Here is a 16612-nt window from a genome sequence, read left to right as displayed (position 1 = left end):
GTGGTGAAGAAAACGCTGTTCCAACTGCACTGGTTGTTTGGCATCACCGCCGGGCTGGTGCTGGCATTGATGGGCATCACCGGTGCGCTGTACTCGTTCCAGGAGGAGCTGTTGCGCACCTTCAACGCCGATGTGCTCAAGGTCGAGGTACGCGCCGAAGGCGTGCTGCCAATGGGCGAACTGGTGCGCCGCGTCGAGGCCGAGCAAGGCGACAAGGTGTCGATGCTGTCGGTCGACGTGCGCGAAGGCAACGCCGCGCGGGTGTTCTTCACCCCGCCACCGGGCGAGCGCCGCGGCGCGCTGCGCTATGCCGACCCGTATACCGGCGAACTCAAGGGTGATGCGGCCGGGCAAGGCTTCTTCAACCTGATGCTGACCCTGCACCGCTTCCTCGCCATGGGCGACACTGGCCGGCAGATTACCGGGGCCTGTACCCTGATGCTGGTGTTCTTCTGCCTGTCCGGCCTGTACCTGCGCTGGCCGCGCAAGGCGCTGAACTGGCGCACCTGGCTGGCCCTCGATTGGGCCAAGAAAGGCCGTGCCTTCAATTGGGACCTGCACGCCGTGGCCGGTACCTGGTGCCTGCTGTTCTACCTGCTGTTCGCGTTGACCGGGCTGTTCTGGTCCTACGAATGGTACCGCTCTGGCCTGAACAAACTGCTGGCTGACCAACCCGCTGCCGGGCAGCAACAAAAGCGTGGCGAAGGCCGTGGCCGCCATGGGCAGCCCAAGGTCGACAAGAACGCGCCGCCACTGGTGGTCGACTACGACGCCATCTGGGCCAACCTGAAGGACGCCGCCGGCCCAGGCCTGGCCATGTACAACCTGCGCCTGCCGCCGGCAGGTGGCCAGCCGGCCAACCTGTTCTACCTGCTCGAAGGCGCCGCCCACCCGCGCGCGTTCAACACCCTGGTGCTCGACCCGGCCACTGGCCAGGTGAAAAGCCACGACCGCTACAGCGACAAGTCATTCAAGGCCCAGCTGCTGCAGAGCGTCTACGCCTTGCACGTTGGTGAATACTTCGGCCTGCCGGGTCGCATCATCGTCACCCTGGCCAGCCTGACCATGCCGCTGTTCTTCGTCACCGGCTGGCTGCTGTACCTCGACCGCCGCCGCAAGAAGCGCCAGGTGCGCGCCGCCCGCAGCATCGTCGATGGCAACCAGGCCAGCGGCGACAGCTGGCTGATCGGCTTCGCCAGCCAGAGCGGCTTCGCCGAGCAACTGGCCTGGCAAAGTGCCGGGCAGTTGCAGGCAGCAGGTTTGCCGGTTCAGGTTCGAGCCCTTGGCGACCTGCGCGAAGAAGACCTGCGTCAGTCCCGCCGTGCGCTGTTCGTGGTCAGTACCTTCGGTGATGGCGAGGCGCCCGACAGTGCCCGTGGTTTCGAACGCAAGATCCTCGGCCAGCCGTGGGCACTGAACAATCTCAGCTATGCCCTGCTCGCCCTTGGCGACCGCCAGTATCCGCACTTCTGTGGCTTCGCCCGGCGCCTGCAGGCGTGGCTTGGCGAGCGCGGTGCCAGCAGCGCATTCAGCCCGGTCGAAGTGGACAACGCCGACCAGGCCGCACTGCAACAGTGGCAGCAGGAACTGGCGCAACTGACCGGTGCTCAACCGGTAAGCGCCTGGCAACCGCCAAGCTTCGGCAACTGGACCCTGGTGCAGCGCGATCTGCTCAACCCGGGCAGCCAAGGCCAGCCGGTCTACCTGCTGGGCTTGCAACCTGAAGAGCCCGCCCGCTGGGAAGCCGGTGACCTGGTGGAGATCCTGCCGCTCAATGGCCAGCCACGGATCGACGCGTTCCTTCACGGCATGGCATTGGACGCCATGGCCAGCGTACAGGTCGAGGGCCTGCAGCAGACCTTGAGCCAGGCATTGGCTGGCCGTCAGCTACCGAGCCGTCGCGATCACCTGCTTGGCCTGCATCCGCAGGCACTGGTCGATGCGCTGGTGCCGATCGGTAGCCGCGAGTACTCGATCGCGTCGATCGCCAGCGATGGCGTGCTGGAGCTGATCGTGCGCCAGGAGCGCCATGCCGAGGGCAACCTCGGCCTGGGCTCCGGCTGGCTGACCGAGTACTTGCCGCTGGGCGGCAGCTTGAGCCTGCGCCTGCGCCGCAACAGTGGCTTCCATCTACCCGAGATGCCAGCACCGATGATCCTGATCGGCAACGGCACCGGCCTGGCCGGCCTGCGCAGCCTGATGCGCGCGCGGATCAATGCTGGCGAGCAACGCAACTGGCTGCTGTTCGGCGAGCGCAACCGGGCACACGACCTGCTGTGTGGCGCAGAGCTGCAGGGCTGGGTCGAGAGTGGCGACCTGGCGCGGCTGGACTTGGTGTTTTCGCGGGATCAGGCCGAGAAAGTGTATGTGCAGGATGTGTTGCTGCAGCACGCCGAGGAATTCAAGCGCTGGGTGGCTGACGGGGCCTGCGTGTATGTCTGCGGTAGCCTGCAAGGCATGGCTGCCGGGGTTGATGCGGCGCTCAACGGTTTGCTGGGGGAAGCGGCTGTTCAGCAGCTGATCGAGGATGGGCGGTATCGGCGGGATGTGTACTAAACAGCAGCACTGATCTGTGTGGGAGCGGCCTTGTGTCGCGAAAGGGCCGCAAAGCGGCCCCATCAATATCTGCAGTTATGCTGAAATCCTGGGGCTGCTTCGCAGCCCTTTCGCGACACAAGGCCGCTCCCACAACGGGCCAGTCTGGCTTTAGTGCAACTCGAAGGTATCGGCATCCAGGTTGGCCGGGAACTTGGTGCGGTACGCGCCCAGCTCTGCAGCACTCAACACCGCAGTGAATACCCCGTCCGCCTCCCCTGCGCTGAGCAGGCTCTCACCCTGAAAGTCCAGCACCTGGCTGTCCCCGGAGTAGGCAAAGCCCTTGCCGTCGGTCCCCACCCGGTTCACCGCCGCCACGTAGCACAGGTTCTCGATGCCCCGCGCCGGCAACAGGCGGTTCCAGTGCTGGCGGCGTGCTGCAGGCCAGTTGGCGGTGTACAGCAGCAGGTCGGTGTCCTGGGCATCACAGCTCCACACCGGGAAGCGCAGGTCGTAGCAGATCAGCGGGCGCACCCGCCAGCCCTTGACCTCGAACTGCACTTGGCGCTCACCTGGTGTGTAGTGCTTGTGCTCGCCCGCCATGCGGAACAGGTGACGCTTGTCGTAATGCAGGATTTCGCCATCCGGCCGCGCCCACAGCAAGCGGTTGCGGTGGCTGCCGTCGGCGGCCTGGATGATCACGCTGCCGGTGATCACCGCGTCGATGCGTTTGGCCTGTGCCTTGAGCCACTTGTAGGTGGGGCCGTTCTCAGGCTCGCACAGGGTTTCCGACTGCATGGAAAAACCCGTGGTAAACATCTCGGGCAAGACCACCAGATCGCTGCCGCGGGCCTGCTCCAGCAGCACCTCGAAATGCGCGTAGTTGGCCTCACGGTCATGCCAGGCCAGCGTGGTCTGGACCAGGGCGACTTTCAGGTTGGGCAGTGCACTCAGATCGCGCATAGTTTTTCCGCTGCCTGACGCAGCGTCTCCTCACGTTTGGCAAAGCACAGGCGCACCAGGCGTTGCTCGGGGATGGGTTGCTGGTAGAACACCGACACCGGAATGGTCGCCACGCCGTGCTCACGGGTGAGCCACAGGGCCATGTCGACATCGTTCAGGTCCGGGCGGATCTGCGAATAGTCCACCAGCTGGAAATAGGTGCCTGCCGTGCGGGTAAAGCTGAAACGCGAGCCTTCGAGCAGGTCGCAGAACAGGTCGCGTTTGGCCTGGTAGAAGGCCGGCAATTCGTCGATGTGCTCCGGGTGCTCGGCCATGAAGTCGGCCAGTGCGCATTGCAGCGGTGTCACGCCGCAGAAATTGACGTATTGATGCACCTTGCGCAGTTCGGCGCTCAAGGCCGGCGGCGCAATCACGTAGCCGGTCTTCCAGCCGGTGACGTGGTAGGTCTTGCCAAACGAGCTGACCACGAACGCCCGTGAATACAGCTGCTCGTGGGCCAGCACGCTGGCATGGCGCACACCGTCGTAGACCAGGTGCTCATAGACTTCGTCGCTGACCAGATAGATGTCGCGATCGGCGATCAGACCGGCCAGTTGGTCAAGGTCTTCGCGACTGATCAGCGCGCCACTGGGGTTGTGCGGCGAATTGAGAATGACCATGCGCGTGCGTGGGCTCAAGGCATCGCTGAACTTCTGCCAGTCGATGCGGAAGTCACCGTCGCTCAGTTGCACATGCACGCAGCGCCCGCCCGCCAGTTCCACCGACGGCTCGTAGCTGTCGTAGCAAGGGTCGAAGACGATCACCTCGTCACCAGCGTGGATCAACGCCTGGATGGCGCAGAAAATCGCCTCGGTGGCGCCCGGGGTGATGGTCACCTCCTGATCGGCATCCACCTGCGCGCCGTACAGCCGCGCAACCTTGGCCGCCACCTGCTGGCGCAGGGCCGGCAGGCCGGTCATCGGCGAATACTGGTTATGCCCGGCGGCGACATGGCGGCCGACTGCATCGAGCAACGCCTGCGGGCCATTGAAGTCGGGGAAGCCTTGGGACAGGTTCAGCGCGCCGGTCTGCATGGCGAGCTGGGACATGGTGGTGAAGATGGTCGTGCCGACATTCGGCAGTTTGCTGCGGATCATGGAGCCCTCTTTCCTGGGGTGTATCCGGCACGGGGTGGAGTCCGAGCATAGCGGATCGAGCGGTCAGGAAAAAGGTTCAAACAACCCAGGGATTGCGCTGGATCAACGGGCCTCTTCGCGGGCTCGCCCGCTCCCACAGGTACTGCACACCGCTTGAGGTTTGTGCTGTACCTGTGGGAGCGGGCGAGCCCGCGAAGAAGCAGACGCGGAATCAGCGCTTGTCGCGGCGCTTCTTCTCGGCCTTCTTGTGGTGTGACATCAAGCGGCGCTTCTTGTTGACCTGGCGATCGGTGAGGGTGTTCTTCTTGCCCTCGTACGGGTTCTCACCGCCCTTGTACTCGATGCGGATCGGCGTACCGACCAGCTTCAGCACCCGACGGTAGGTGTTCTCCAGGTAACGCGAGTACGACTTCGGAATCTTGTCGGTCTGGTTGCCATGGATCACGATAAGCGGCGGGTTGGCACCACCGAGGTGGGCATAGCGCAGCTTGATGCGGCGACCGTTGACCAGCGGTGGCTGGTGCTCGCTCACGGCATCTTCGAGGATCTGCGTCAGGCGGCTGGTCGGCCAGCGGGTGACCGCCGACTTGAACGCGGCCTGTACCGACTTGTACAAGTGGCCGACGCCCGTGCCGTGCAGGGCCGAGATGAAGTGGATGTCGGCGAAGTCGACGAAGAACAGCCGGCGCTCCAGCTCAGTCTTCACGTAGTCGCGTTCACCCGACTCCATGCCATCCCACTTGTTGAGGGCGATGACAATGGCGCGGCCGGCTTCCAGGGCGAAGCCCAGCAGGTTGAGATCATGGTCGACCACACCTTCGCGGGCGTCCATGACAAAGATCACCACGTTGGCGTCCTTGATCGCCTGCAGGGTCTTCACCACCGAGAACTTTTCGACTTCCTCGTGGATCTTGCCGCGCTTGCGCACGCCAGCGGTGTCGATGAAGGTGTACTTCTCGTCATCACGCTCGAACGGGATGTAGATACTGTCGCGGGTCGTGCCCGGCTGGTCGTACACCACCACACGCTCTTCGCCGAGCATGCGGTTGACCAGGGTCGACTTGCCCACGTTCGGGCGGCCGATGATGGCGATCTTGATGCCATCTTTCTCGCTTGGGCCCGGGATGCGTACCGCTTCCTCGCCTTCGGCCACTTCAGCGTCCAGCGCTTCCTCGACCTGGTCACGCGGGATGTGGCCGAGCACAGCCTCCATCAGCGCGTTGATGCCACGGCCCTGGGAGCCGGCTACCGGAATGGCATTGCCCATGCCCAACGGCGAGAACTCGGCGCGAGCGACGTCGGCGTCGATGTTGTCGATCTTGTTGGCGACCAGGATGGCCGACTTGTTGCGCTTGCGCAGGTGCTCGGCAATCATCTGGTCGGCGGCGGTCATGCCGGCGCGAGCGTCGACCAGGAACAGCACGTAGTCGGCTTCCTCGATGGCCATCAGCGACTGCTCGGCCATCTTCTCGTCCATGCCCACTTCGTCCCCGGTGATACCGCCGGTGTCGATGAGGATGAAGGAACGACCCTGCCAGGTGGCATCACCGTACTGGCGATCACGGGTCAGGCCCGACAAGTCACCGACGATGGCATCGCGGGTCTTGGTCAGGCGGTTGAACATGGTGGATTTGCCGACGTTCGGGCGGCCCACCAGGGCGATTACGGGAACCATGCGGCTCTCCACTCTTGAATTCTTGAAAATGCAAAGGCCGCTGCAAGGCAGCGGCCGGAGTTCGGGCGGCGTGTCCTACGCCGCGGCCTGAAGCCGCCAAGGCTCCAAGCATAGCTTCAGCGGACGGTCAGTGCCTCGAGCTTGCCGCTGTTGCCGAAGACGTAGATGGTGTCGCCGACCACAAGTGGGCGGGCGCGCAGGCCATCGCTGTCGATACGCTCACGGCCGACAAAGCGGCCATCGACCTGGCTCAGCAGGTGCAAGTAACCCTCGAAGTCACCCACAGCCACGTAGCTGGAGAACACTTCAGGCGCGGTCAGCTGACGGCGGGCCATCGAATCGTTGGTCCACAGCGCGCTGGAGGAGCGCTCGTCGACACTTTCAACGGTACCGCTGGCTTCGCTGACATAGACGTTGCCGAAACCCTGGGCGACACCCACGTAGCTGGAAGCATCGCGCTGCCACAGCACACGGCCGCTTTCCAGGTCCAGGCCCGCCACGCGGCCCTGGTAAGTGCTGACGTACAGGGTACCACCGGACAGCAGCAGACCGCCGTCGATGTCGACCACGCGGTCCAGCTCGGAACGGCCCTGCGGGATGGCCACGCGGCTTTCCCACACTGGCACGCCGTTGTTGATGTCTACCGCCACCACCTTGCCCGTGGACAGGCCGGCCACGGCCAGACGGTTGGTGGCGATCGGCGCGCCGGTACCACGCAGGGTCAGCACGGCCGGGGTGTTTTCATAGATCCAGCGGCGGTCGCCAGTGGCGGCATCCAGGCCGATCAGGCGGTCGTCCTGGGTCTGTACCACCACAACGTCGCCGTTGTTGGCCGGTGGCGCCAGCACTTCACTGGTAACACGCGAGCGCCAGCGCTCTTCGCCCGTGCTGGAATCCAGCGCGATGACTTCACCCTTGAGGGTGCCGAGCATCACCAGGCCGTAGCCTACGCCGACAGCGCCGGAGACCGGCAGCTCGAGGTCCTTCTTCCACACCACGTCACCGGTGATGCGGTCGAGGGCGAAGACTTCGCCATTGACGTCGGAGGCGTAGATACGGTCGTTCTCGATTGCCGGAACCAGGGTGTTGTAGGTTTCACCCTGGCCGTCACCGATCGAACGGCTCCACTGCTTCTTCAGCACCACTTCCTCGGTGAACTTGGTCAGCTCGGCCGGAGGCAGTTCCTTCTTGCTGTTGCTGCTGCAACCTGCGGCCAGCACGGCCAGGGTCAGCACTGCTGCTTGTTTCCAACCGATCACTTACGCGTCCCCTTTGGCCAGGTCATCCAGCTTCAGTTGCAGGCCACCGACTGCTGCTTCATCAGACAGCGCGGCCTTGGCTTTCTCGTAGGCACTGTGGGCATCGTCGCCACGACCCAGTTGCACCAGCAGATCACCTTTCAGTTCCTCACGGCTGGCCAGGAATGCCTTGTCGGCGTCACCGTCGAGCAGCTTGAGGGCTTCTTCGGCCTTGTTCTGGGCGGCGAGCACGCGAGCCAGGCGCTGGCGCGAGATTTCGCCCAGGGTGACATCGGCCGGCTTGTCCAGCACGCTTTTCAGCTCGGCAGCCGCGTCGTCGAGCTTGCCGCTCTCGACCGCGACCTTGGCCACGAACAGGCTGCCGTACTGGGCGTACGCAGTACCGCCGAACTCGCTCTTGAGTTTGCCGGCCAGCTCCGCGACCTTGGTTGCGTCTGGCTGGCCATTCGGCGTCAGGCTGGTCTCAAGCAGGGCCTGATACAGCTGCGAGGCACCTTGCGACTGGTTGCTCTGGTACTTGTGCCAGGTATTCCAGCCCAACACCACCACGCCAGCCAGCAGGGCACCGGTCAGCAGCGGCTTGCCGTTGCGGTTCCACCAGTCCTTGACCCCTGCCAGTTCATCATCGGTACTCGACACCCCAATACTCCTTTTCGCCTATTCGCTTGTTGAACCGCGTTACGCCTGAGCGATCGCGGTTTCCAGGTGCTCAGCCAGAGCATCCCAGGCAATGTTCTGTTGTTCGCCCTGCCCACGCAGGGGCTTCAAGCCGATCTCTTGCTTGGCCAGTTCGTCGTCGCCGAGGATCAGGGCGAACAGTGCGCCGCTCTTGTCGGCTTTCTTGAACTGGCTCTTGAAGCTACCTCCGCCGGCGTTGACCGCCAGGCGCAGGGCCGGCAAGCGATCGCGCAGGCCTTCGGACAGGCGCAGGCCGGCCAGCTCCGCCTGCTCGCCGAAGGCGCACAGGTAGACGTCGATGGTGCGGTTGATCGACTCGGGGACCTTGCCAAGGGTTTCCAGCAGCAGGATCAGGCGCTCGATGCCCATGGCGAAACCAACGCCAGGGGTCGGCTTGCCGCCCATCTGCTCGACCAGGCCGTCGTAACGGCCACCGGCGCAGACGGTGCCCTGGGCACCGAGCTTGTCGGTGACCCACTCGAACACGGTCTTGCTGTAGTAGTCCAGGCCACGGACCAGCTTGGTGTTGATCACGAACGGAATGCCAGCGGCGTCGAGGCGTGCCTTGAGGCCCTCGAAGTGCACGCGGGAATCTTCGTCCAGATAATCTTCCAGCTTCGGTGCGCCGACCAGCACCGCCTGGGTACCCTGGTCCTTGCTGTCGAGGATACGCAGCGGGTTGCTCTTGAGGCGACGCTGGCTGTCTTCGTCGAGCTGCTCCAGGCGCGCCGAGAGGAACTCGACCAGCGCGTCACGGTAACGGGCTCGGGCTTCGCTGGTGCCCAGGCTGTTGAGTTCGAGCTTGACCGCATCCTGGATGCCCAGCAGGCCCCAAAGGCGCCAGGTCAGCATGATCAGCTCGGCGTCGATGTCCGGGCCGTCCAGGTTGAACACTTCCACACCGATCTGGTGGAACTGCCGATAGCGGCCCTTCTGCGGGCGCTCGTGGCGGAACATCTGGCCGATGTACCAGAGCTTCTGCACCTGGCCGTTGCCGGTGATGCCATGTTCCAGCACAGCCCGCACACAGGCGGCGGTGCCTTCTGGGCGCAGGGTGAGCGAATCGCCGTTGCGGTCCTCGAAGGTGTACATCTCTTTTTCGACGATGTCGGTGACTTCACCAATGGAGCGCTTGAACAGCTCGGTGAACTCGACGATCGGCGTGCGGATCTGGCTGTACCCATAGGTGTCCAGCAGGCCGGCGACGGTGCCTTCGAAGTAGCGCCAGAGTGGCGACTGCTCTGGCAGGATGTCGTTCATGCCACGGATGGCTTGCAGCGATTTGCTCACGAAAAGTCCTTACGAATCTGTGTGTCAGCTGCGGGCGATCAGCGCCGCGTCAGCCTCGACCTTTTCGGCCGCTTTCTGGCGGATGAGCTTTTCCAGCTCATCGACCAGGTTGTCATTGGTCAGCTTCTGCGCCGGCTTGCCGTCGATGTAGACCAGGTTCGGCGTACCACCGGTCAACCCCACGTGGGACTCCTTGGCTTCGCCAGGGCCGTTGACCACGCAACCGATCACCGCCACGTCCAGCGGCACCAGCAGGTCTTCCAGGCGCCCTTCGAGCTCGTTCATGGTCTTGACCACGTCGAAGTTCTGCCGCGAGCAGCTCGGGCAGGCGATGAAGTTGATGCCCCGCGAACGCAGGTGCAGCGACTTGAGGATGTCGTAGCCGACCTTCACTTCCTCGACCGGGTCGGCCGCCAGCGAGATACGAATGGTATCGCCGATGCCTTCGGCCAGCAGCATACCGAGGCCGACGGCAGATTTCACTGTCCCCGAGCGCAGGCCTCCGGCTTCGGTGATCCCCAGGTGCAGCGGCTGGATGATCTGCTTGGCCAACAGGCGATAGGCCTCGACGGCCATGAACACGTCGGAGGCCTTGACGCTGACCTTGAAGTCCTGGAAGTCCAGGCGATCGAGGTGCTCGACGTGACGCAGGGCCGACTCGACCAGCGCGGCCGGGGTCGGCTCACCGTACTTCTTCTGAAGGTCCTTCTCCAAAGAACCGGCGTTGACGCCGATGCGGATCGGGATACCACGGTCGCGGGCAGCGTCGACCACCGCGCGCACGCGGTCTTCACGGCCGATGTTGCCCGGGTTGATGCGCAGGCAGTCGACGCCAAGCTCGGCCACGCGCAGGGCGATCTTGTAGTCGAAATGGATATCGGCAACCAGCGGCACGCTGACCAGCTGCTTGATCTTGCCGAACGCCTCTGCGGCGTCCATGTCCGGTACCGAGACGCGGACGATGTCGACGCCGGCATCGACCAGGCGCTGGATCTGCGCCACGGTAGCCAACACATCGTTGGTGTCGGTGTTGGTCATGCTCTGCACCGCGATGGGGGCATCACCACCCACCGGCACATTGCCGACCCAGATTTTGCGGGATTCGCGACGTTTGATCGGAGATTCGCCGTGCATGACTTACTGTCCCAACTTTAGGCGAGCGGTCTCGCCACTGGTGAACGGGGCAACATCGACGGCCTGGCCGTTGTAGCTGACCTGGGCGCCACGGGCAAAGCCCAGGCGGACCGCGAACGGCGGCTTGCCGGTCAGCTCGAGGTTGTCCCCCTTGCGCTTGATGGCGCTGAACAGCACCTTGCCGTTGCCATCGGACACCTGGGTCCAGCAATCGGCGGTGAACTGGATTGCAACCTTGGCGCTGCCGGCCGGCACGGCCACAGGCGCGGCAGGCTCAGCGGCGGTGGCCGGCACGCTGGCGACTGGCGCGGCCGACGTTAACGGTGCCACCGGAGCCGCAGGGGCCGGGGCGGGCGCGGCAGCATGGACCGGTGCCTGCTGCACCTGAACAGGAGCAGGCGCGGGTGCAGGCGTAGCAGTCGCAGCCGGGGCGGCCTCGCTGGTGGTTTCGGCTGCCGCCTCGGCGGGGGCCTGCTCCAGCGCCAGCGGTGCGCTTTCAGGCTGCTGGCCCGCGGTCACTGCCTGGTCTTCAGGTTCGTCCAGCGGATGAATCTGGGTGGTGCCGTCGGCACTTTCGACTTCCACGTGCTCCAGCGCCATCTTGGCCAGGTCCTTGCCTTTCAAGCTGCCCTGATCCTGCCACCAGATGAAGCTGCCGCCGACCACTGCAACCAGAAGCAGCAAGGTGACGCCACGCATGATGTTGTGGGAAAGCCGCACCGGCTCTTCGATACGGCCCAGGGAGTGCACATCACTGCCCTTGGCATGAGTACCGGTGTACTGGTCGAAGGCCTCGACCAGCGGCGCCTGGTCCATGTCCATCAACTTGGCGTAGGCGCGGATGTAACCACGCGCGAAGGTATGCCCTGGCAGCTTGTCGAAGGCACCGGTTTCCACGTGGTTCAGCGAACTTACGGTGAGGTTGAGCTTGCGGGCCACCTCGGCTTGCGACCACTCCCGTTTCTCGCGGGCCTGGCGCAACAGCTCACCGGGGTTCTGGCCAGTCGCTGCTGCTACTTCGGGATGCGCGGCTTTCATCGTTGCTCCGACAGGTATTGCTGATATTCCGGCGTACCGGGATAAAGTCGTTGTAATTGCTGGCCCAGATCGGCCAGGGTGCCCTGCTCGCCGAATACCCGGGCAAGGCGGCTGCCCAGCAAAAGGCTACGGGCGTTGTGATCGCTCAATTGGCTGAAACGATCGTAGTAATCCCGGGCTGGCACATAATGCCTGTTTTCGAAGGACAACTCAGCCATTTCCAGCAGCGCTCTGGGCTGGCGTCGGTCGAGTTGCAGGGCCTTGGTCAGATACGCATGTGCCTGATCGCGCTTGTCGAGCTCCAGGGCCGTCAGGCCAAGGTTCTCGTACACCCGCGAACGCTCAGGATACAGGGTATCGGCACTGGCCAGGCGAAACATCTGCTCGGCTTCGGCGAAACGTTGCTGAGCATATAGGAAACTGCCGTAGTTGTTGCGAATTCGCGTATCACCCGGGCGGGCTGCAAGGGCTTTCTCGAAGTGCGCCTGGGCAAGAGCTGGCTCGCCTTCGGCCTGGAACACCAGGGACATGGCGGCGTGAGCGTCGGCATCCGCAGCATCCAGCGCCAAGGCCTTGGCCAAGGGGGCCTTGGCCTGCTGGGTCAAACCTTGTTGCAAATAACCCAGGCCAAGCTGCGTATAGGCATGCGCTGCCTCTGCCCGCCCCTGACGGTTGGCCAGGGGATCGCTCGCGCCGCCCGACACGCAGCCGGCGAGCAGCGAAAGCGCAAGGATCGACAGCGCGGCGCGCAGGCTCATGGCAAGGCCAGACTCAGTGACGCACGGCGCTGTCTTGCAGCTCGGCGTCAGCGGACAGCTGGCGGACGGCGATGTAACGCTCGCTGCGGCGGGTGCGGTCGTTGACCTGGCCGACCAGCTGACCACAGGCGGCGTCGATATCGTCGCCACGGGTGGTACGGGTGGTAACGTTGAAACCACCGTGGTGCAGCAGGTCCTGGAAGCGGCGGATGGCGTTGTTGCTCGGCCGCTCGTAACCCGAATGCGGGAACGGGTTGAATGGGATCAGGTTGATCTTGCACGGAACGTCGCGCAGCAGCTCGATCATCTGCGCCGCATGCTCGGGCTGGTCGTTGACGTCCTTGAGCAGGGTGTACTCGATGGTCAGCACGCGCTTGCCGCCCAAGGTCGACATGTAGCCCATGCACGACTCCAGCAGCATCTTCAGCGGGTACTTCTTGTTGATCGGCACCAGCTGGTTGCGCAGTTCATCGTTCGGCGCATGCAGCGACAGCGCCAGGGACACGTCGATGTGCTTGGCCAGTTCGTCGATCATCGGCACCACGCCCGAGGTGGACAGGGTGACGCGACGCTTGGAAATGCCATAGCCCAGGTCATCCATCATGATGTGCATGGCGGCAATGACGTTGTCGAAGTTCAGCAGGGGCTCGCCCATGCCCATCATGACCACGTTAGTAATTGCGCGGTCGATCTTGGCCGGGACGGTCCCGAAGGATTTGTTCGCAAGCCACACCTGGCCGATCACCTCGGCGGCGGTGAGGTTGCTGTTGAAGCCTTGCTTGCCGGTGGAGCAGAAACTGCAGTCCAGGGCGCAGCCGGCTTGCGACGAGACGCAGAGGGTACCGCGGTCGTCGGTAGGGATGTAGACGGTCTCGACGCAGCTGCCGGAGGCAACGCGGATCACCCATTTGCGGGTGCCGTCGGCGGAAATGTCTTCACTGACCACTTCCGGGGGGCGAATCTCGGCAACGGCCTCGAGCTTTTCGCGCAAGACCTTGCCTACGTTGGTCATGGCCGCAAAGTCGGACACGCCAAAATGGTGAATCCATTTCATCACCTGGCCGGCACGGAAGCGCTTCTCCCCTATCGAGTCGAAGAACTTTTCCATTTCCGGCTGGGTCAGCCCCAACAGGTTGATTTTGCCAGTAGATGTCGTCATGGATTCACCCTCACCCGTAAGCTTTCGCTTAGCGAGTGGTTACCTCGGTAGCAGCGAAGAAGTAAGCGATTTCGCGAGCAGCAGCAGCTTCGGAGTCCGAACCGTGAACGGCGTTGGCGTCGATCGATTCTGCGAAGTCAGCACGGATGGTGCCAGGAGCAGCTTCTTTCGGGTTGGTAGCGCCCATCAGCTCACGGTTCAGAGCGATGGCGTTTTCGCCTTCCAGAACCTGAACAACGACCGGACCGGAAGTCATGAAGGCAACCAGGTCAGCGAAGAAGCCGCGCTCTTTGTGCTCGGCGTAGAAGCCTTCGGCTTCGGCTTTGGACAGCTGCTTGATTTTCGAGGCAACGATTTTCAGGCCAGCTTCTTCGAAGCGGGTAGTGATCTTGCCGATGACGTTCTTGGCAACGGCGTCAGGCTTGATGATCGAGAAAGTACGTTGAACAGCCATGGAAAACTCCAGAATATTGAGTGTTACGAAAAATTAAACCCGCGAATTATACGCGGGTTCCAGGGGATTGCCTAACCTGCAGCGTCACGCTTAGTCGGCTTCTTCGATCCAGGCCGCCTGGATGGCCTCTAGCACTTTCTCACCGCCACGTGACGGATCGTCGCTGAACTCTGGCAGGGCCAGCACCCAGCGGTGCAGATCGACGAAATTCACATATCTAGGATCGACGTCCGGCTTGCTTTCCGCAAGCTGGATGGCGATCTCAAGTACATCAATCCATTTCAGGCTCATCGGGCAAACCTCAGTGCGGCGCTTCGGCAGCGTGGTTGAGCGAATACTTAGGAATCTCGATGGTGAGGTCATCCTCACCGACGATCACCTGGCAGGCCAGGCGCGACTGCGCCTCCAGACCCCAGGCCTTGTCCAGCATATCCTCTTCCAGCTCGTCGGCTTCCTCGAGCGAGTCGAAGCCTTCGCGCACGATGCAATGGCAGGTGGTGCAGGCGCACACGCCGCCGCACGCGCTTTCCATCTCGATGTGGTGCTCGTGGGCCAACTCCAGGATGTTGGTTCCTGGCTCTACCTCGACCACCAGCCCGTCCGGGCAGAACTTCTCGTGCGGCAGGAAAATCACCTGGGGCATCGGTTACTCCTCGATCTCATTCAGGTTGCGCCCGGCCAGTGCGGCTTTGACCGTCGAATCAAGGCGGCGGGCGGCAAAGGCATCGGTCACCTGCGACAGACGCTTGGTCTGCTGCTCGATGGCTGCGCCATCGGTGCCGCTGAGCAAATCACGCAATTCTTGCATCTGATACTCGATGGCGACCCGCTCGTCTTCGCTGAGCAGGCGGTCACCGTCGGCATCCAGGGCGCCCTGCACCGCTTCGAGCAGGCGTTCGCCGTCAACCTGATGCTCACGCAGCTGGCGCGCCTGCTTGTCGGAACCGGCGTGCTCGAAGGAATCCTTGAGCATGCGGGCGATCTCGCCGTCGGTCAGGCCGTAGGACGGCTTGACCTGAATGCTGGCCTCCACGCCCGAACCCAGTTCACGGGCAGCAACGCTGAGCAGGCCGTCGGCGTCGACCTGGAAGGTCACGCGTACCTTGGCGGCGCCAGCCACCATGGCTGGAATGCCGCGCAGCTCGAAGCGCGCCAGGGAGCGGCAATCGCTGATCAGCTCGCGCTCGCCCTGCAGAACATGGATCATCATGGCCGACTGGCCATCTTTGTACGTGGTGAATTCCTGGGCACGGGCCACCGGAATGGTGGTGTTGCGCGGGATCACCTTCTCCATCAGCCCGCCCATGGTCTCGAGACCCAGGGACAGCGGGATGACATCGAGCAGCAGCAGTTCGCCACCTTCGCGGCGGTTGCCGGCCAGGGTATCAGCCTGAATGGCGGCGCCGATGGCCACTACCTGGTCAGGGTCGATCGAAGTCAGCGGAGTGCGACCAAACAACGCACCGACAGCTTCCCGAACACGCGGCACGCGGGTCGAACCACCGACCATCACCACTGCGCCGACCTCCTCCAGCTCGATGCCACTGTCGCGCACGGCGCGGCGGCAGGCTTTCAGGCTGCGGGCAACCAGGGGCTCGATCATGGCTTCGAAGGCGGCGCGGCTCAGCTCGCCCGCCCAGGCGCCGTGGCTGACACGGACGGTGTCGGCATCGGTCAAGGCTTCCTTGGCTGCGCAGGCAGCCTGCAGCAGCTGACGCTGGGTGGCCGGATCGAGATCGGCGGACAGGCCGGCCTGCTCGATGATCCAGCCAGCAATGGCGTGGTCGAAGTCGTCGCCACCCAGCGCGGTATCGCCACCGGTGGCCAGCACTTCGAACACGCCGGCAGTCAGGCGCAGGATGGAAATATCGAAGGTGCCGCCACCCAGGTCATAGATGGCCACCAGGCCTTCGGCGTTCTGGTCCAGGCCATAGGCCACGGCCGCGGCGGTCGGCTCGTTGAGCAGGCGCAGCACGCTCAGGCCGGCCAGGCGTGCGGCATCCTTGGTAGCCTGGCGCTGGGCGTCGTCGAAATAGGCCGGCACCGTGATCACCGCGCCCACCAACTCGCCACCCAGGGTGGCTTCGGCACGCTCGCGCAGCACCTTGAGGATGTCGGCGGACACTTCCACCGGGCTTTTCGGCCCTTGGACGGTGTCGATGAACGGCATGTGCGACTCACCGCCGATAAAGCGGTACGGCAGTTGCTCACCAAGCTGCTTGACGTCTGCCAGGCCACGGCCCATCAGGCGCTTGACCGACAGCACGGTGTTCAACGGGTCGCTGGAAGCTGCTTCGCGCGCGGCCAGGCCGACTTCGCTGTGGCCAGCCAGGTATCGCACCGCCGAAGGCAGAATGACGTTGCCCTGCGCATCGGGCAGGGGCTCGCTGCGACCGCTGCGCACGGCAGCGACCAGTGAATTGGTGGTACCCAGGTCGATCCCCACCGCCAGGCGACGCTGGTGTGGCTGAGGGCTTTGACCGGGTTCGGCGATCTGCAGTAGGGCCATGCTTATCTGAATACCTTAGGCGTC

General features: G+C 63.7%; 15 protein-coding genes. 1 reads left to right on the top strand and 14 read right to left on the bottom strand.

The features are described 5' to 3' along the window. Positions 1-2556 (top strand): sulfite reductase flavoprotein subunit alpha, encoded by a 2556-nt coding sequence (locus ACTORR_RS19115; protein ID WP_313364676.1) that lies wholly within the window; start codon positions 1-3, stop codon positions 2554-2556. Positions 2557-2706: 150 nt separating this feature from the next. On the opposite strand, the gene ACTORR_RS19110 is transcribed toward ACTORR_RS19115, so the two are convergent. From ACTORR_RS19110 to hscA, 14 genes are all read right to left on the bottom strand, one after another. Beyond that, positions 2707-3498, bottom strand: coding sequence for an amidohydrolase (locus ACTORR_RS19110; protein ID WP_054887577.1), 792 nt, complete (start codon positions 3496-3498; stop codon positions 2707-2709). Further along, positions 3486-4634, bottom strand: coding sequence for a pyridoxal phosphate-dependent aminotransferase (locus tag ACTORR_RS19105; RefSeq protein WP_099814292.1), 1149 nt, complete (start codon positions 4632-4634; stop codon positions 3486-3488). The genes ACTORR_RS19110 and ACTORR_RS19105 overlap by 13 nt, the downstream gene beginning before the upstream one ends. A gap of 211 nt (positions 4635-4845) precedes the next feature. After that, positions 4846-6309 carry a ribosome biogenesis GTPase Der gene (gene der, locus ACTORR_RS19100; RefSeq protein ID WP_054887575.1) on the bottom strand — a complete coding sequence of 488 codons (1464 nt, stop codon included), beginning with the start codon at positions 6307-6309 and terminating at the stop codon, positions 4846-4848. A 116-nt stretch (positions 6310-6425) separates the two neighbouring features. Further along, positions 6426-7568, bottom strand: a complete 1143-nt coding sequence (bamB, locus tag ACTORR_RS19095) for an outer membrane protein assembly factor BamB (protein ID WP_054887574.1) — start codon at positions 7566-7568, stop codon at positions 6426-6428. After that, complete coding sequence (locus ACTORR_RS19090) at positions 7569-8207, bottom strand: tetratricopeptide repeat protein (protein WP_054887573.1); 639 nt, start codon at positions 8205-8207, stop codon at positions 7569-7571. Positions 8208-8246: 39 nt separating this feature from the next. Further along, a complete protein-coding gene (gene hisS, locus ACTORR_RS19085) occupies positions 8247-9536 on the bottom strand; it encodes a histidine--tRNA ligase (RefSeq protein ID WP_099814290.1) in 1290 nt (429 codons plus the stop codon). A gap of 24 nt (positions 9537-9560) precedes the next feature. After that, positions 9561-10670 carry a flavodoxin-dependent (E)-4-hydroxy-3-methylbut-2-enyl-diphosphate synthase gene (gene ispG / locus ACTORR_RS19080; protein WP_054887571.1) on the bottom strand — a complete coding sequence of 370 codons (1110 nt, stop codon included), beginning with the start codon at positions 10668-10670 and terminating at the stop codon, positions 9561-9563. A 3-nt stretch (positions 10671-10673) separates the two neighbouring features. Next, positions 10674-11708, bottom strand: coding sequence for a RodZ domain-containing protein (locus ACTORR_RS19075; protein ID WP_054887570.1), 1035 nt, complete (start codon positions 11706-11708; stop codon positions 10674-10676). Continuing rightward, positions 11705-12466 (bottom strand): type IV pilus biogenesis/stability protein PilW, encoded by a 762-nt coding sequence (gene pilW, locus ACTORR_RS19070; protein WP_054887569.1) that lies wholly within the window; start codon positions 12464-12466, stop codon positions 11705-11707. The genes ACTORR_RS19075 and pilW overlap by 4 nt, the downstream gene beginning before the upstream one ends. A gap of 13 nt (positions 12467-12479) precedes the next feature. Next, positions 12480-13625, bottom strand: a complete 1146-nt coding sequence (rlmN, locus tag ACTORR_RS19065) for a 23S rRNA (adenine(2503)-C(2))-methyltransferase RlmN (protein WP_054887568.1) — start codon at positions 13623-13625, stop codon at positions 12480-12482. Positions 13626-13653: 28 nt separating this feature from the next. Beyond that, a complete protein-coding gene (gene ndk, locus ACTORR_RS19060; RefSeq protein WP_054887567.1) occupies positions 13654-14079 on the bottom strand; it encodes a nucleoside-diphosphate kinase in 426 nt (141 codons plus the stop codon). A 90-nt stretch (positions 14080-14169) separates the two neighbouring features. Then, complete coding sequence (iscX, locus tag ACTORR_RS19055) at positions 14170-14370, bottom strand: Fe-S cluster assembly protein IscX (RefSeq protein WP_023382209.1); 201 nt, start codon at positions 14368-14370, stop codon at positions 14170-14172. Between the two features lie 10 nt (positions 14371-14380). Beyond that, the gene (fdx, locus tag ACTORR_RS19050; protein ID WP_054887566.1) at positions 14381-14722 is read right to left on the bottom strand and encodes an ISC system 2Fe-2S type ferredoxin; all 342 of its coding nucleotides are present in this window, start codon (positions 14720-14722) and stop codon (positions 14381-14383) included. Between the two features lie 3 nt (positions 14723-14725). After that, positions 14726-16588 (bottom strand): Fe-S protein assembly chaperone HscA, encoded by a 1863-nt coding sequence (hscA, locus tag ACTORR_RS19045; protein ID WP_313364678.1) that lies wholly within the window; start codon positions 16586-16588, stop codon positions 14726-14728. Positions 16589-16612: the final 24 nt, after the last annotated feature.

This window comes from Pseudomonas sp. SAR267, from assembly GCF_052077595.1.
GTDB classification, from domain to species: domain Bacteria; phylum Pseudomonadota; class Gammaproteobacteria; order Pseudomonadales; family Pseudomonadaceae; genus Aquipseudomonas; species Aquipseudomonas vlassakiae.
The sequence above is the reverse complement of the archived record's forward strand: the minus strand, read 5'-3'. Positions and strand labels throughout refer to the sequence as shown.

Excerpts from the sequence above, each read along its gene's own strand:
- pilW (WP_054887569.1), bottom strand. The coding sequence starts at position 12,466 with ATGAGCCTGCGCGCCGCGCTGTCGATCCTTGCGCTTTCGCTGCTCGCC.
- hscA (WP_313364678.1), bottom strand. The coding sequence starts at position 16,588 with ATGGCCCTACTGCAGATCGCCGAACCCGGTCAAAGCCCTCAGCCACAC.
- ACTORR_RS19075 (WP_054887570.1), bottom strand. The coding sequence starts at position 11,708 with ATGAAAGCCGCGCATCCCGAAGTAGCAGCAGCGACTGGCCAGAACCCC.
- iscX (WP_023382209.1), bottom strand. The coding sequence starts at position 14,370 with ATGAGCCTGAAATGGATTGATGTACTTGAGATCGCCATCCAGCTTGCG.
- ispG (WP_054887571.1), bottom strand. The coding sequence starts at position 10,670 with ATGCACGGCGAATCTCCGATCAAACGTCGCGAATCCCGCAAAATCTGG.
- ACTORR_RS19105 (WP_099814292.1), bottom strand. The coding sequence starts at position 4,634 with ATGATCCGCAGCAAACTGCCGAATGTCGGCACGACCATCTTCACCACC.
- rlmN (WP_054887568.1), bottom strand. The coding sequence starts at position 13,625 with ATGACGACATCTACTGGCAAAATCAACCTGTTGGGGCTGACCCAGCCG.
- fdx (WP_054887566.1), bottom strand. The coding sequence starts at position 14,722 with ATGCCCCAGGTGATTTTCCTGCCGCACGAGAAGTTCTGCCCGGACGGG.
- ACTORR_RS19110 (WP_054887577.1), bottom strand. The coding sequence starts at position 3,498 with ATGCGCGATCTGAGTGCACTGCCCAACCTGAAAGTCGCCCTGGTCCAG.
- der (WP_054887575.1), bottom strand. The coding sequence starts at position 6,309 with ATGGTTCCCGTAATCGCCCTGGTGGGCCGCCCGAACGTCGGCAAATCC.
- ndk (WP_054887567.1), bottom strand. The coding sequence starts at position 14,079 with ATGGCTGTTCAACGTACTTTCTCGATCATCAAGCCTGACGCCGTTGCC.